This window comes from Corynebacterium sp. HMSC074A09, assembly GCF_001811545.1.
GTDB lineage: Bacteria > Actinomycetota > Actinomycetes > Mycobacteriales > Mycobacteriaceae > Corynebacterium > Corynebacterium hiratae.
In genome coordinates, this window is sequence record NZ_KV805156.1 from 139,883 (window position 1) to 154,198 (window position 14,316).

Annotated in this window: 13 protein-coding genes and 1 riboswitch; of the genes, 6 read left to right on the forward strand and 7 right to left on the reverse strand. The window is 63.9% G+C overall.

The genetic code is table 11. The features are described 5' to 3' along the window. Positions 1-11 precede the first annotated feature (11 nt). Genes rimM through HMPREF2807_RS10320 form a run of 4 tightly spaced genes read left to right on the forward strand, consistent with a single transcriptional unit; the run spans position 12 to position 4,065 of the window. Entirely contained in the window at positions 12-512 is a 501-nt protein-coding gene (rimM, locus tag HMPREF2807_RS10305) for a ribosome maturation factor RimM (RefSeq protein WP_070512602.1), read from the forward strand. Then, positions 509-1,351 carry a tRNA (guanosine(37)-N1)-methyltransferase TrmD gene (gene trmD, locus HMPREF2807_RS10310; protein ID WP_046648034.1) on the forward strand — a complete coding sequence of 281 codons (843 nt, stop codon included), beginning with the start codon at positions 509-511 and terminating at the stop codon, positions 1,349-1,351. Before rimM ends, trmD begins: the two co-directional genes overlap by 4 nt. Before the next feature lie 31 nt (positions 1,352-1,382). Continuing rightward, positions 1,383-1,721, forward strand: a complete 339-nt coding sequence (locus HMPREF2807_RS10315) for a hypothetical protein (RefSeq protein WP_232751664.1) — start codon at positions 1,383-1,385, stop codon at positions 1,719-1,721. Between the two features lie 40 nt (positions 1,722-1,761). Then, positions 1,762-4,065: a Tex family protein gene (locus tag HMPREF2807_RS10320; RefSeq protein WP_046648036.1), complete on the forward strand. Its 2,304-nt coding sequence runs from the start codon at positions 1,762-1,764 to the stop codon at positions 4,063-4,065. Positions 4,066-4,283: 218 nt separating this feature from the next. On the opposite strand, the gene HMPREF2807_RS10325 is transcribed toward HMPREF2807_RS10320, so the two are convergent. Further along, positions 4,284-5,393, reverse strand: a complete 1,110-nt coding sequence (locus HMPREF2807_RS10325; protein ID WP_046648037.1) for an HNH endonuclease signature motif containing protein — start codon at positions 5,391-5,393, stop codon at positions 4,284-4,286. A 320-nt stretch (positions 5,394-5,713) separates the two neighbouring features. On the opposite strand from HMPREF2807_RS10325, the gene HMPREF2807_RS10330 reads away from it, so the two are divergent. Beyond that, the gene (locus HMPREF2807_RS10330; RefSeq protein WP_070512609.1) at positions 5,714-7,879 is read left to right on the forward strand and encodes a YhgE/Pip domain-containing protein; all 2,166 of its coding nucleotides are present in this window, start codon (positions 5,714-5,716) and stop codon (positions 7,877-7,879) included. On the opposite strand, the gene HMPREF2807_RS10335 is transcribed toward HMPREF2807_RS10330, so the two are convergent. The 6 genes from HMPREF2807_RS10335 to thiC form a co-directional block, all read right to left on the reverse strand. Beyond that, complete coding sequence (locus HMPREF2807_RS10335) at positions 7,876-8,934, reverse strand: ThiF family adenylyltransferase (protein WP_046648039.1); 1,059 nt, start codon at positions 8,932-8,934, stop codon at positions 7,876-7,878. The genes HMPREF2807_RS10330 and HMPREF2807_RS10335 overlap by 4 nt on opposite strands. Positions 8,935-8,959: 25 nt before the next feature. Then, positions 8,960-9,739, reverse strand: coding sequence for a thiazole synthase (locus HMPREF2807_RS10340; RefSeq protein ID WP_046648040.1), 780 nt, complete (start codon positions 9,737-9,739; stop codon positions 8,960-8,962). Between the two features lie 7 nt (positions 9,740-9,746). Further along, positions 9,747-9,944, reverse strand: a complete 198-nt coding sequence (gene thiS, locus HMPREF2807_RS10345; RefSeq protein WP_046648041.1) for a sulfur carrier protein ThiS — start codon at positions 9,942-9,944, stop codon at positions 9,747-9,749. Then, positions 9,941-11,086, reverse strand: a complete 1,146-nt coding sequence (gene thiO / locus HMPREF2807_RS10350) for a glycine oxidase ThiO (protein WP_070512612.1) — start codon at positions 11,084-11,086, stop codon at positions 9,941-9,943. The genes thiS and thiO overlap by 4 nt, the downstream gene beginning before the upstream one ends. Next, a complete protein-coding gene (locus HMPREF2807_RS10355) occupies positions 11,083-11,733 on the reverse strand; it encodes a thiamine phosphate synthase (protein WP_070512615.1) in 651 nt (216 codons plus the stop codon). The genes thiO and HMPREF2807_RS10355 overlap by 4 nt, the downstream gene beginning before the upstream one ends. Beyond that, positions 11,726-13,528 carry a phosphomethylpyrimidine synthase ThiC gene (thiC, locus tag HMPREF2807_RS10360; protein ID WP_070512619.1) on the reverse strand — a complete coding sequence of 601 codons (1,803 nt, stop codon included), beginning with the start codon at positions 13,526-13,528 and terminating at the stop codon, positions 11,726-11,728. Before thiC ends, HMPREF2807_RS10355 begins: the two co-directional genes overlap by 8 nt. Continuing rightward, positions 13,524-13,638: riboswitch (TPP riboswitch) on the reverse strand. It overlaps the preceding gene by 5 nt. Before the next feature lie 173 nt (positions 13,639-13,811). Here thiC and rplS point away from each other — a divergent pair. After that, positions 13,812-14,156, forward strand: a complete 345-nt coding sequence (gene rplS, locus HMPREF2807_RS10365) for a 50S ribosomal protein L19 (protein WP_046648044.1) — start codon at positions 13,812-13,814, stop codon at positions 14,154-14,156. Positions 14,157-14,316: the final 160 nt, after the last annotated feature.

Genomic DNA, 14,316 nt, shown 5'->3' on the forward strand with positions numbered 1-14,316 from the left:
AGCTAGCAGGCATGGAACTACTCATTGGTCGCGTGGTGAAATCCCACGGCATTAAAGGCGAGGTCTCCGTCGAGGTGACCACCGATTCCCCTGAGACCCGATTCGCCGTCGGCGAGGTTCTCCACGGCACACAAGGCAAGAAGGAACACGAACTCACCATCGCGGCGGTGCGCGCCCACAAGGGGCGCCTGCTCATCACCTTTAAGGAAATCCCGGACCGCACGGCCGCGGACTCGCTGCGTGGCACCCAGTTCTTCGCCGAGCCTCTCGAAGACCCAGAGGATGACGGCTTCTATGACCACGAGTTGGAAGGCTTGCGCGTCCTCCTCGATGGCATAGAGGTGGGCGAGGTGACCGGCGTGACGCACGGCCCCACGCAGTCCCTCCTGGAAGTCACGCTCACCGATGGCAAAGAAGCGCTCGTCCCCTTTGTGGAGGAGATCGTGCCGGAGGTCGATCTGGAGGAAGGAACCTGCACGATTACTCCACCGGAAGGGCTGCTCGACCTATGAGAATCGACGTTGTCACCATCTTTCCGGAGTATCTCGACCCGCTGCGCCACGCATTGCTGGGCAAGGCCATCGAGCAGGGGAAGCTCGCGGTGGGCGTGCATGACCTGCGCCAGTGGGCCACCGACGTGCATAAATCCGTCGATGATTCCCCCTATGGCGGTGGTCCCGGCATGGTGATGAAGCCTGAGGTGTGGGGGCCCGCGCTTGACGACGTCTCCTCCGGCACCGCCTCCACCCAGGACCTCCAGAGCGCTCTGCCGCACCTAAGCAAGCCGCGCCACGACGATATCCATGGCGTTGAGGCGCGCGCCTATGGCGAGAGCGAGAATTCGGATAAGCCGTTGCTTATCGTGCCGACTCCTGTGGGAGAGCCTTTTACGCAAGCCGATGCGCAAGCGTGGTCTGCGGAGGAGCACATTGTCTTTGCGTGCGGGCGCTACGAGGGCATCGACCAGCGCGTCGTCGACGATGCGCAGCACCGTTACCGCGTACGCGAGGTCTCCATCGGCGACTACGTGCTCATCGGCGGCGAGGTAGCTGTGCTCGTCATCGCCGAGGCCGTCGTGCGCCTTATCCCCGGCGTGTTGGGGAACCGACGCTCGCACGAAGAAGATTCCTTCTCCGATGGCCTGCTGGAGGGGCCCAGCTACACCAAGCCGCGCGAGTGGCGCGGCCTCAAGGTTCCGGACGTGCTGACCTCCGGTGACCACGCCCGTGTGGACCGGTGGCGCCGCGAGCAGTCGCTGGCGCGAACATGGCAGCGCCGCCCAGAGCTGCTCGATGCAGCGGAGTTAAGTGAGGCCGATCGCGCCTACCTGGAAACCTTAAAGGAGGATTGAGATGGACGTCAGCGCTGACTTGTCAATACTTATGACTGAGGCTGAATGGAACAAGGTCCTCAAGGCCATGCCGCAGCGCCTGCGCGAAGGAGGCGTCGAACCGCTCGACATCAACGCAGAGATCATCTCCTTTACCTGCGAGCCCGACAATATCTTGGTCAATGAGTACATGGATAAACACGGCCAGCCGCCGGTGAGTGAGCACGTGTGGAGGGTCATCGTCAACGGCACCTCTGACCTGCCGCTGACCAAGGTCACCGCCGCCGTCGCGGAGTGCTTGCCGCCGCACACGCTCTGGTACGGAACCTCAGAGATTGGTCACACCGAGTTTGGCCTGGGCACTTCCTGCGCGTGGCAGGGCGGGGTATAGGGTGAGAAGGTCTTAAGTCCCCGACCCATAAAGAGGTTTTGTGAATATCGCAGCCACCATCGCTGGAGAGCTGGGCGTCAAAGAGCAGTTTGTTGAAGCCGCCCTCAAGCTCATGGCGGAGGGTAACACCGTTCCGTTCATCGCCCGATACCGCAAGGAAGCCACCGGTGGGCTGGATGACTCGCAGCTGCGTATCATCGAGGAACGCTCGACCTACCTTCGGGAACTGGAGGAGCGCAAGGAAACGGTGCTCGCCGCGATTGAGGAGCAGGGCAAGCTGACCGATGAGCTGCGCGCGCTCATCCAGGGCTGCGAGACCAAGGCGCGCTTAGAGGATCTGTACCTGCCGTATAAGAAGCGTCGCAAAACCAAGGCGGATATCGCGCGTGAGGCAGGCTTGGAGCCGCTGACCGATAAGCTTATCGAGAACCCTTCGGCGGACCCGGCCGAGCTGGCCGGGGAGTACCTCACCGAAGGTTTCGAGGAAACGAAGAAGGCCCTCGACGGTGCTCGAGCCATCTTGGTGGACCGTTTTGCGCTGGATGCGGACCTCGTCGGTGAGGTGCGCGAGCGTATGTACACCAGCGGTTCCATGAACGCCGGTGTGGTGGAAGGCAAGGAAGCCGAAGGCGCAAAGTTCAAAGATTACTTCGAGTTCTCCGAGCCTTTCGACAAGCTTCCCTCGCACCGCATCTTGGCGCTGCTGCGCGGTGAGAACGAGGGCGTGCTGCAGCTCAACCTCGATGCCGGCGATGACGCCATCTACGAGGGCATGATCGCAGATCGCTTCGACCTAGACGTTGACACCTCCCGCTGGCTTGCCGACGCCGTCCACTGGGGCTGGCGCACCAAACTCTCCATCTCCTCGGGCCTCGACGTGCGCATGCGCCTGAAAGAGAAGGCGGAGGAAGGCGCGCTCAAGGTTTTCGCGACCAACCTGCGCGATGTTCTGCTGGCGGCCCCGGCGGGCCAGCGCGCGACGCTGGGCTTGGACCCGGGCTACCGCAACGGCGTCAAGTGTGCGGTCGTCGACCCGACGGGCAAGGTCCTTGCCACCACCATCGTCTACCCGCACCAGCCGCAGCAGAAGTGGGCTGAGGCGGTGAGAGAGTTGGCGTCGTTAAGCGCGGCTCATTCGGTGGACCTCATGGCAATTGGTAATGGCACCGCGTCGCGGGAGACGGAGAAGCTTGCCGGTGAAGTCGCGGACCTCATCGCGCAGGCGGGTGGGAAGCGGCCGAGCCCGGTCGTGGTGTCGGAGGCGGGCGCGTCGGTGTATTCGGCTTCGCAGCTGGCGGCCGATGAGTTCCCCGACATGGATGTCTCACTGCGCGGCGCGGTGTCCATCGCGCGCCGCCTGCAGGACCCGCTGGCGGAGCTGGTGAAGATTGACCCGAAGGCCATTGGCGTGGGGCAGTACCAACATGACGTCAACCAGGTCGCACTCGCGCGCACGCTCGATGGCGTGGTGGAAGACGCGGTGAATGGCGTCGGCGTGGACCTGAACACGGCGTCGGCCCCGCTGCTGGAGCGCGTGGCTGGTGTGAACTCCACGATTGCGGCCAACATCGTGGCCTACCGCGATGAGAATGGCACGTTTGCCTCGCGCAAGGAGCTGAAGAAGGTGCCGCGCTTGGGGCCGAAGGCTTTCGAGCAGGCGGCGGGCTTCCTGCGCATCAATGGCGGTAAGGATCCGCTCGATGCCTCGGCCGTGCACCCGGAGGCCTACCCGGTGGTGGCGCGCATCGCGGAGAAGACTGGTCTGGGGGTCTCGGAGCTCATCGGCAATTCGCGGGTGTTGACGAAGCTGTCGCCGGCGGACTTCGCCGACGACACCTTCGGTGTGCCGACGGTGACGGATATCATCGCGGAGCTGGACAAGCCGGGCCGCGACCCGCGCCCGGAGTTTAAGACCGCGACGTTCAAGGAGGGCGTGGATAAGGTCTCGGACTTGAAACCGGGCATGATTCTGGAGGGCACCGTGACCAACGTTGCGGCCTTCGGTGCGTTCATCGACGTTGGCGTGCACCAAGACGGGCTTGTGCATGTGTCCGCGATGAGCCACAAGTTCGTCTCCGACCCGCACGATGTGGTCCGCTCGGGCCAGGTAGTGAAGGTGAAGGTCATGGAGGTAGACGTGGAGCGCCAGCGCATTGGTTTGTCGCTGCGGCTTGACGACGAACCCGGCCAGCCCGCGCCTAAGCGCCGCAACGACGGTGGGCGTTCCGAGGGGCGCGGCGGCCGCTCCGACCGGCGCAACTCCCGCCGCGACGGTGGGCGTGGCCGCGTGGACCGCGGCGGCGGTGGCTCAATGGCCGACGCTCTCAAGAAGGCCGGCTTCTAACCGTTCAAACGGTCGGAGCTTTGTGTGTTCTCGCCCCAGCGGCGGCTTTAGAGTCCGTCTCCTGAGAATCCGAGATCGTTCAGTGCAGACGGCGGGATGAGACTTAGCTGAGGGATCGCCGAAGGCGCGGAAAGCCTCGCGGTTTTGCGGGGCCTCCGCGTGGAGTAGGCACCATGCTGGGGATGAGCTGCTTTGGCGGCACGGTGCTGGGGTGCGAGCTATCCGGGCGGTGGGCTACCGTTTGGTGGATCCGGCGGTCGGGCGTGGGTTTTGTCGGCGGCGAGCCGTTTGACCGCTTCTTGGTAGGCGGGCTGCCCGGTAATCGGCGTTCCCCAGGGCGGGATGTAGTCAACGGGCCCTTTTAGACGAAAGACATAGCCTCTGCCGGTCGGGCTGGTGGGGTCATCGTCGTTGATGCCGTTGTGGTAGGCGCACAGCATGGTCAGGTTGGGCGGGTTGGTCTCCCCGCCTGCCTGCCAGGGAATGATGTGGTGGACTTGGCAGTAGTCCGCCGGTTTATTGCAGTCCTCGATAGCGCAGGTGGGGTGTTCGGCGCTGGCCATGATGCGCTGCTCGAGGCTGGCAAAGCGCGAAAGTCGGTGCAACCACACCGGCCCGATGGTGGGGTGGACCAATGTGGCGTAGCCAGTTTCGGCGAACTTGTAGGTGAGAAACTCTGCGCCACTCATGCGCCCGCCGTTGGTGAGCTCGAGTTCGATGTCGTCGCCGTCATGGCGGACGACTTTGTCGAGCTCGTCGAGCGTTATCACGACGTTGGTTCCCACCGCCGGCCGCGAGCCCACGCCTTCTTTGAAGAAAACCTGGTGGGTGGCGTCCAGGAGGTCGGCGGGGTTGATGGACTCGAGTGTGCTGCGAATGGTGGATATGTTCAGAGCGGTATCGGTAACCGTGAGCGAGTGCGGGCCATTCTTGCGGTAGGTCAGCCGCACCCCTGGTGAAGGCACGCGTTTGGGCCTGAGCTCCTTCAAGCGCTCCACCGCCACTGAAGCAACCCGTTCTGAAGGCGTGGATGCCAGCGCGACGCGCAAATTCCAGACATCGAGCTGTTTCTTCAACTTGGCGGTGTAGGACTCAATCAGGTTCAACGTGGCCAGGTCGTGGCCCTGGCGTTGGGCCGCCTGACGCGCTGCGCGCTGCTTTCCGGTGAAGCGGGTATCGCCGAAATAAATGGCATGAAGCGACGCCAGCTCCGCGGCATCACCGGCCGAGGCGCCGAGCGCACGTAAGCCTTCGGGTGTGCTGGTTGCTGCTTCCACCAACGCAATCCCCGAATTGCGAAGGCGGATGTAGGTTTCGATATCCCCCATGGGCACAGAGACTAAAACAGGCCTTAATGCCTCGCAACCGGAGGAGAAAACGCCCTGTTCATGTGCCTCATAACTTGGATCTCACGCGGGAATGGCCAGCACCCACACGGCCAAACGCAGCCCCGAGCTCGTAATCCACGCGAAAAAACTGGACGGGGCGCAATGGCACGAATGATAATAAGTTTATGTCGTCAACTCCTCCAGTGGTATGTTTGGTGAAACAAACGATCTAGCGGTCTCGCTCATGCTCGCTCTTTCGTCGAATATGCCTGGACAGAGGGTTAGAAGCGGACCTGAGCTATCACTATAAGGAGGCGGGAATGAGCCGTGAGGCTGAAGAAGACCGGAAGAATGGTTCTTCGCCTGGTCGGGCGAATGAGGGGAGTGCTGCGACCCGTGACAGCGAAGCCATGGGTTGGCACCGCGTCCTCGATTGGCGCCCCACGAGTACTGTGTCGCGCGTGCTCATCGTTTTTCTTCTCGTTGCACCGCTGATCGTCGCCGGCACCATGATGTGGGCGATGTGGGACCCGTCAAAGTACATGCGCAACATTGACCTGGCGGTGGTGAATGAGGATGCGGGCGTCGAGAAGCAGGGCAAATACACCAACTACGGTGATCAGGTCGTCGAAGGCCTGTTGGAGACGGGGTACCTGAACTTCGCCGAGGTCAGCAAAGACGATGGGGACGAGGGGTTGCTCAAGGGCAAGTACCTCATGGTGGTGACCATCCCGGAGAACTTTTCCGAGCAGGCCGTCACCATCATCAGCGATAAACCAGTCAAACCGGAGATTCATTTCGCCACCAATGATTATTACGGCACGAATGGCTCGGTGATTTCCTCCAGCCTCATCCCGCAGGTCCAGACCAGCGTGGAAAATGCGATTTCCAAGAAATACGCCGACCAGGTCATCGAAGGTCTCAACAAACTCAGCGACGGCCTAGGCACCGCGGCGGAGGGCGCCGGCCGTCTCGATGAGGGTGCGGGCAAATTGCAGGAAGGCGGCGGGCGCGCGGTCGAGGGAATCGCCAAGCTGGACGCCGGCGCGGGCGATCTCAACAACGGTACGGGCCAGCTGCTGGACGGCACGAACCGCCTGAATGACGGAGTAGGACGCCTCAGCGATGGCGCCGCGCAGCTCGATGATGGCGCCGCCCAGCTTGCCGACGGCTCCGACAAACTCCTTGCCGGCACCGGCCGCCTAGCGGATGGCGCGGGTCAGATCGACGGCGGTGTTAACCAGCTCACGGGCATGCTCATCCCGGTGCTCAAGCAGGCGCAGGCTGTGGCCCCGGCACTCCTGCAGCTTGTCGACGTCCTCCGCGGCCTCGGCATGCACCAACAAGCTGAGCAGCTTTATTCACTGGTCTCCAAGCTGGACCCGGCCGCCAGCGGCAACATGGTGGCGCAGTTGGAGAAGCTTTCTGCCGGCACCGGCCAGCTCTACTACAACCTGGCTGATCCCAATTCGGAGTACCTGGGCGGCATGATGGCTCTTAATGACGGTGCGCACCGCTTGTCCGATGGTTCCCAGCAGCTGCGTGCGGGTGTTGGCGAACTGAGCGACGGTGCCGCCCAGCTGAAGGACGGTGCTTCCCGCTTGCACGAGGGCACCGGCACGTTGAAGGATGGCACGAGCCAGCTCGCCGCCGGTGGCACGGAGTTGAAGGATGGCATGGACCAGCTCAAGGCGGGCTCGAACGAATTGGCCACCAAGCTTGCCGACGGCGCCGCCAAGGCCCCCTCCATTACCCAGCCGGATACGTCTGCGCAGAACATGGCCGTGCCCATCAACTTCACCTCCTCCAACCTTCACCCAGTGCAGACGGTGGTCGACCCGGTCGATCCGACCCAGAAGAACATCACTGGTGGCGTATCGATGCTCTTCGTGCTCGTCTTCGGATTCCTCGTCATGCTGCTGGTAGCAATGACGCTGCCTTATTACCTGGGGCGCCGGGGCGAGTCGGCCACGAGCCCGGTGCGCGGTATCCTCGCAGCCTTTGGAGTCGTGGCGGGATTGAATTTCCTCGTCCTAGCCTTCATGGCCTTCATGTCCTCCATGATGGGATGGTCACCGGCGAGCTGGCCGATGATGCTGCTAGTTATCGCCGCCATCGCCGCCGTGGGGGCGGCGACCTACCAGTTCTTCCTGGTCACCTTTGGACGCAAGATCGGCGCCATCTTCGCCGTAGGTGCGTTCGCTCTGGGCATCATGGTCTTCGGCGGTGTATGGCCGGTGGCGGCGATTCCGCGCCCGTTGAGCATGCTGCATCCTTTCCATCCGATGTCCTATGCGAAGAATGCCTTTACCCGCGCCACCGACGGCATCCACGACGGAACTTTCTGGGCCGGTATTGCAGTGTTGTTTATTGTGACTGCCCTCGCACTGGTGGCTTCCTGCGTGGTCTTCCGGGCTCGCCACCATGGCACCGCCCGAATTGTGGACGAGCACCTCTTCCGCGCTCCGGCGGTGGTCGACGCCTAGTAATCGCGAGACGCGAGCCCACCCGGAAGGTTACGCAGCTCGATGCCCATATCCGCTGCCAGATCGGCGTAGCGTAGGACGAAGCCAGCGCTGCGCCCACCGGAGGGGCAGGCAACGTAGACCAGTTCGGAAGAGCACGAAGCGAGCGCACGGCGCACGGCATCATCATCGGTGACGGTATGCCAGGGCAGTGACACCGTGGCATCAGGAAAGCCGGTGTTCTCGGAGATATCGAGGAGGGCGGCGTGGCCGTCGCGAAGCTCAGGCGGAAAGCTGCGCTCTCCGGGCAAGGTGCTGACCAGCGGGCGCGCAGGATCCGGGCCGACTGTGAGCGTGCGGAAACTACCGGGCAGCGCCTCATAGGACGTAACACGGCCACGCAGCTCCTCATGGTGCGGAAGCTTCCCCAACCAGCCCAGCGTCGCGGTGGCCATGAGCCCCGCGATGACGGACGTCGTAGCACCCAGGACCCCAGCCGTGGAGCACTCGAGCGCCTCGCCCTCCGGCGGGGCGGGGAAGAGATCACGCAAGCCCACCCCGCGCCCGTCAGCGCAGTCCTTACCGGAATGCCACAGCGCGGCCTGCCCGCCGTAGCGCAGCACGGTTCCCCAAGCCAGCGGGGTAGAGGTGAGCTCGCAGGCGTCTGCGACGAGGTACTTCGTGTCGAAGGTATCTGAGCCATCGAGGACGAGGTCGGCCTCGGCGCAGAGGTCAAGAACAGTAGAGGAAGTCAGCCGCGCGTTGAGCGCGGTGATTTGCAGCTCGGGGGCAAGCTCGCGGGCGCGCGCGGCGGCTACCTCGGCCTTGGGCTTGCCGACGTCCCCCGCACCAAACAGCACCTGCCTGTGCAGGTTGCTGATATCGACGGTATCGGAATCGATGAGCGTGATGCGCCCGATGCCTGCCGCCGCGAGCTGCTGGAGAGCCGGGCAGCCCAGCCCGCCGGCGCCCACGACGAGCAGGTGCGCCGCGTGGAGCCGCTCCTGCGCCGCGTCACCGAAGCCTGGTAGAAGGCGCTGGCGCGAGGTGCGGGCGAGTTCATCTTTGCTGAGCATGGATCCAGTCAACTGCGTCACGGGCCTAGAGAACTTGGTCGGCCCAGGAGGCTAGGCCCTCGAAGGTGGAGGATGCCTGGGCATGTTCGCGCTGCGGGATACGACCGGCGCTGCGCGCGAGTCGTCCCGCTTCGACGGCGTGGCGCATGGCGGTGGCCATGGCTTCCGGATCTTGGCAGCGGTTGACTGCGCTGGCGAGCAGCACGCCGGAGCAGCCGAGCTCCATGGCGAGGGTGGCATCGGAGGCGGTGCCGATGCCGGCGTCGACAAGCACGGGCACCGAGGCACGTGAGCAGATGAGCTCGAGGTTGTGCGGGTTGAGGATGCCCAGCCCGGTGCCGATGGGGGCGCCCAGCGGCATGACGGCCGCAGCGCCCGCATCCTCGAGGCGCTGGGCGGCCACGGGATCGTCGCTGGTGTAGGCCAGCACGGTGAAACCTTCGGCGCTGAGCAGTTCGGTGGCGTCGAGGGTCTCCACGACATCGGGCAGGAGCGTGTGCTCGTCGGCGATGACTTCTACCTTGACCCAGGATGTCCCCAGCGCCTCGCGGGCCATGCGGGCGGTGAGCACGGCCTCGCGCGCGGTGCGGCAGCCGGCGGTGTTGGGCAACGGAGCGATGCCCAGCCGGCGCAACAGGTCGAAGATGCTCTCACCGTCACGGGTACCAGCGTGGCGGCGCATGGCCACGGTGGTCAGCTCGGTTCCGGAGGCGACGAGCGCGCGCTCCAAGGCCTCATGGCTCGTGGCCCCACCGGTGCCCATGATGAGGTGGGAAGAAAAGGTGGTATCGGCGATGGTGAGCATGTAGTTTCTAGCCTCCCTGAACAGCGGTGAGGACTTCCACGGTCGCGCCTTCGGTGAGTGGGGTGGACTCCCACTGCGAGCGTGGAACGACCTGCTCGGACAGTGCCACGGCGGTGCCGTCGGCGTCGATGCCTTTTTCTTCCAGCAGTTGGGCGACGGTGTCTGCTGCCGTGTCATAGGGCTGACCGTTAAAGATCAGAATCATTGTTGCTCCTTGAGGTGTCGTAGGGGATCACATGCGGTGAGATCGATGCTGGGTTCGGTGCCTTCGATGAGCTCGCGGGTACAGCGCGCGGCCAGAGCCGTCAGCAGAATGCCGTGGCGGAAATAGCCGGTGGAGATGACGAGCTTGTCGCTGACGCGGCCGAGATACGGCAAGTCATCCGGAGTGCCAGGGCGGGCACCCGCGCTGGCCTCGAGGAATTCGCATTCTTCGATGGCGGGGAGAATGCGGATGGCGTCGCGAAGCAGCGCGTAGACACCGCCGGCCTGGGCCGTGGCAAGCGTGTCCTCGCGGGTTGTAGCGCCGACCGCGAGGGTGCCATCTCCGCGGGGGATGAGGTAGATGGGGCGGTCCTCCACGAAGCCGCGGACGACTCGGGTGAGCAGCGGCTGGAGCTCGTCCGGTACGCGCAGGCGCAGGATATCTCCGTACACCGGGCGCAGGTGCAGCGGGGAATCTGTGAGCCCAGCCGCGGCTGCCCACTCGATATCGCGTGCCCCCAGGCCTGCAGCGAGCACCACATCGTCGGCGTGGAATTGGCCTGCGGGAGTGCTCACGACGCCAGTGGCGGCGTCAATAGACTGCGCTGCCGTGCGGAAGAAGCGCACCCCAAGACCCTGGGCAGCGCTGATGAGGGCAGCCGCCCACTGGCGGGGAAAGACCTGCGTGTCGCCCGGGATACTCACTGCAGCGGCCAAACGTGGCGAGAGTAAAGGTTCGGCACGCCGGGCCTCGCGCACGGTGATGCGCTCGACCTCCATGCCGTGGAGGGACTGATAGTCAGCCAGCTCGGTGAGATGCTGAGCATCCGCGCGGTCGGCGGCGACGACGAGTGTTCCCTCGGCGCGGTAGCCAGTGGGGACCTCCGTGTGGGCGGCAACCAGATCGATAAGCTCTGGGTACCACGCGCCGGAGGCACGCATCAGCGGGAAGAGAGGATCCTGCTGGTAGACCACCTCCGCGGCGGGGGCGAGCATGCCTCCGGCGTAGTGCGAAGCCCCAGAGGCCGGTGCCGGGTCCAGCACCGTGACCTCATAGCCTTGGGCAGCCAACTCCACTGCTGTGGCCAGACCAATGACGCCAGCTCCGACAACGATGACTGAAGAATCAGAGCTAGTACTCATCGCGCACCTTCGTCGAAACCGGACAGCAGTTCACGGCAATAAGCTTCCGGGTCCTCGGCGTGCATGATGCCGCGCACGACGGCTAGGCCGGCCACGCCGGTTGCCGCCAGATCGGCTGCATCGTTGGCGGTGACATCCCCGATGGCCACGAGCGGTACGCGGGAGAGCTTCACCAAATCCGGGTAGGCATCAAGCCCTAATGGCGTGCGGCCGGATTCCTTCGTCGGTGTCGCGCGGAACGGGCCGCAGCCGATGTAGTCAATGACATCTGCGACGTCATTGGCGGACTCAACCAACTCGCGGGTGCCGGTGGTCAGACCGATAATCGCGTCCGGCCCCAACAACGCGCGGGCGGCGGCCACGGGCAGATCGTCCTGGCCAACATGCACGCCGTGCACCGGCTCGCCGGCGTGGCGTAGGGCGGCGGCGACGTCGACGCGGTCGTCGATAAGCACACGCGTTTCTGGGTTGGCCTGTGCCACCGCGCGGGCTACCTCTCGACCCAGATGGTAGAGGTCGCGGGCGGAAATCGGCTTGGAGCGTACCTGTACCACCCCGGCACCGCCCCGGGCCGCTGCGGCAGCGATGCGCACGATCTCCGCAGGCGTGCCCTTGCCCGTGACGAAGTAGCAGCGAAGATCAGGCATGCGTGGTTTCTTCCTCCTGATAGAGCTGGGATCCCTGAGCCTTAAACTCTTCCGACATCTGCTTCTCACCGGCACGGGCAGCGGCCACAACCTCGGGATCGATGGCGTCCTTCCCCGGGAAACTTGGCATGCCAAGGGAGTCGGAGAAGGTATCTCGGATGTCCTGGCTGATGCGCATAGAGCAGAACTTCGGGCCGCACATGGAGCAGAAGTGCGCGGTCTTCGCCGGCTCCGCGGGCAGGGTCTCATCGTGGTAGGCCTGCGCGGTGTCCGGATCGAGGGAAAGCGCGAACTGGTCGTGCCAGCGGAACTCAAAGCGAGCCTTGCTCATCGCGTCATCCCAGGCGCGCGCACCTGGGTGGCCCTTGGCCACGTCGGCCGCATGGGCCGCAAGCTTGTAGGTAATCACGCCGGTCTTCACATCATCGCGGTTGGGCAGCCCCAAGTGCTCCTTCGGGGTGACGTAGCACAGCATGGCCGTACCACCCATGGCGATGTGCGCCGCGCCAATGGCGGAGGTGATGTGGTCATAGCCCGGGGCGATATCCGTAACCAGCGGGCCCAGCGTGTAGAAGGGAGCGTCCGAAGCCCAGTCCTGCTCGAGCTCGTTATTTTCCTGAATCATGTTGAGCGGCACGTGCCCCGGGCCTTCCACCATGACCTGGACGTCGTACTCCCAGGCGCGCCGGGTGAGCTCACCGATGGTCTTGAGCTCGGCGAACTGGGCGGTGTCGTTGGCATCCGCTAGGGAGCCGGGGCGCAGGCCATCGCCGAGGGAGAAAGCGACGTCGTAGCGCGCAAAAATCTCACAGAGTTCGTCGAAGTTTTCATAGAGGAAGGACTCCTTATGGTGCGCCAGGCACCAGCCCGCCATGATGGAGCCGCCGCGGGACACAATGCCGGTAACACGGTTCGTGGTCAACGGCACATAGGGCAGCAGCACGCCGGCGTGCACGGTCATGTAATCCACGCCCTGCTCGCACTGTTCGATGACGGTATCGCGGAAAATCTCCCACGTCAGGTCCTCTGCGACGCCATTAACCTTCTCCAGCGCCTGGTAGATGGGCACGGTGCCGATGGGGACCGGTGAGTTGCGCAGGATCCACTCGCGCGTGGTGTGGATGTCATCACCGGTGGAGAGGTCCATCACGGTATCCGCGCCCCAGCGGGTGGCCCAGCGCAGCTTGGAGACTTCCTCAGCGATGGAGGAGGTCACCGCGGAGTTGCCGATGTTGGCGTTGATTTTGGTGAGGAACTTCCGTCCGATGATCATCGGCTCTGATTCCGGGTGGTTCACGTTATTGGGCAGGATGGCGCGGCCACGGGCGATTTCGGAACGCACGAACTCTGGGTCGCAGTGCTCGCGCAGGGCCACGAACTCCATCTCCTTGGTGATGATCCCCTGGCGTGCGTAGTGCATCTGGGTAACGCGCTTGCCTTCCTTCGCACGCAGCGGCTGGCGACGCTCCCCCTTCCACTCCAAGGAAGCAGCACCGCGGCGCTCGGCCGAGCGGCCATCGTCAGCAAGGTTGCGTGCGCGGCCCTCATACTCTTCAACGTCTCCGCGCTCCGCAATCCATTCGGCGCGCAGGGCCGGCAGACCTACTTCGGGCTCACACTCCGGGCCACGCGTGCGGTAGATGCGGAAGGGTTCGTTGGGCCCTGTGGGGGAATCATCCAGCTGGATTTCCGTCTCAGGCACCTCGAGGCCCTTCTCCCGGATGGGGGAGTAGGAGTGCTTGGGGTGGATCTCTCCGGAGTCGGAGGACTGGATGGGGTTATGGGTAGCCGTCATGGCTGCTCCTCTCTTCCTTCGCTGGTGCTAACCAGACAGGTTCGAACGGTGCAGGCGCGGTATCAGCGCCACTCTCAGCCCACTTCCCGTGGGCACCCGTGGGGTATCAGTGCGCCACCCACCTTAGAGCCCACAGCAATGAGATGTCAGGCGTTTGGCACAATTTGTTCTGCGGGGGTGGGGTGTGGAAAGATAGCGATGTTCTGTGTAATAGGCACGAACCGGTCAGCCACCGTGAGGTGGCGCTAGGGTCCTCTGTCTTAAACTGAAAAGGAAAACACCAATGGCAAACCTCATTGACAAGGTTGATGCAGCTTCGCTGCGCGACGATATCCCGTCCTTCCGCCCGGGCGATACCCTTGACGTCAACGTCAAGGTCATCGAGGGCAGCACCGAGCGTACCCAGCTCTTCAAGGGTGTCTGCATCCGCCGTCAGGGCGACGGCATCCGCGAGACCTTCACCGTGCGTAAGGTTTCCTTCGGCATCGGCGTTGAGCGTACCTTCCCGGTTCACTCCCCGAACATTGCCTCCATCGAGGTAGTTCGTCGCGGCCGTGTCCGCCGCGCCAAGCTGTACTACCTGCGCGACCTGCGTGGCAAGAAGGCCCGCATCAAGGAGCGCCGCTAATTTACAGCGCGTCACAGCCCTTCGCCTTATCCTCATCGCGAGGAAAGGTGAAGGGCTTTCTTTTTTGGCTTCATCCTTCTAGCGCGCGCCGCGCGGGGCCCACAAGGCCCGTGAGGATAAGACACATTGCTAGGATTTAGTCCGTGGAAAAAGAAAACGA

Bases quoted from the DNA above. Each gene is read 5' to 3' on its own strand.
- rimM (WP_070512602.1), top strand. From the start codon at position 12: ATGGAACTACTCATTGGTCGCGTGGTGAAATCCCACGGCATTAAAGGC.
- trmD (WP_046648034.1), top strand. From the start codon at position 509: ATGAGAATCGACGTTGTCACCATCTTTCCGGAGTATCTCGACCCGCTG.
- HMPREF2807_RS10315 (WP_232751664.1), top strand. From the start codon at position 1,383: ATGACTGAGGCTGAATGGAACAAGGTCCTCAAGGCCATGCCGCAGCGC.
- HMPREF2807_RS10325 (WP_046648037.1), bottom strand. From the start codon at position 5,393: ATGGGGGATATCGAAACCTACATCCGCCTTCGCAATTCGGGGATTGCG.
- HMPREF2807_RS10330 (WP_070512609.1), top strand. From the start codon at position 5,714: ATGAGCCGTGAGGCTGAAGAAGACCGGAAGAATGGTTCTTCGCCTGGT.
- HMPREF2807_RS10335 (WP_046648039.1), bottom strand. From the start codon at position 8,934: ATGCTCAGCAAAGATGAACTCGCCCGCACCTCGCGCCAGCGCCTTCTA.
- HMPREF2807_RS10340 (WP_046648040.1), bottom strand. From the start codon at position 9,739: ATGCTCACCATCGCCGATACCACCTTTTCTTCCCACCTCATCATGGGC.
- thiS (WP_046648041.1), bottom strand. From the start codon at position 9,944: ATGATTCTGATCTTTAACGGTCAGCCCTATGACACGGCAGCAGACACC.
- thiO (WP_070512612.1), bottom strand. From the start codon at position 11,086: ATGAGTACTAGCTCTGATTCTTCAGTCATCGTTGTCGGAGCTGGCGTC.
- HMPREF2807_RS10355 (WP_070512615.1), bottom strand. From the start codon at position 11,733: ATGCCTGATCTTCGCTGCTACTTCGTCACGGGCAAGGGCACGCCTGCG.
- thiC (WP_070512619.1), bottom strand. From the start codon at position 13,528: ATGACGGCTACCCATAACCCCATCCAGTCCTCCGACTCCGGAGAGATC.
- rplS (WP_046648044.1), top strand. From the start codon at position 13,812: ATGGCAAACCTCATTGACAAGGTTGATGCAGCTTCGCTGCGCGACGAT.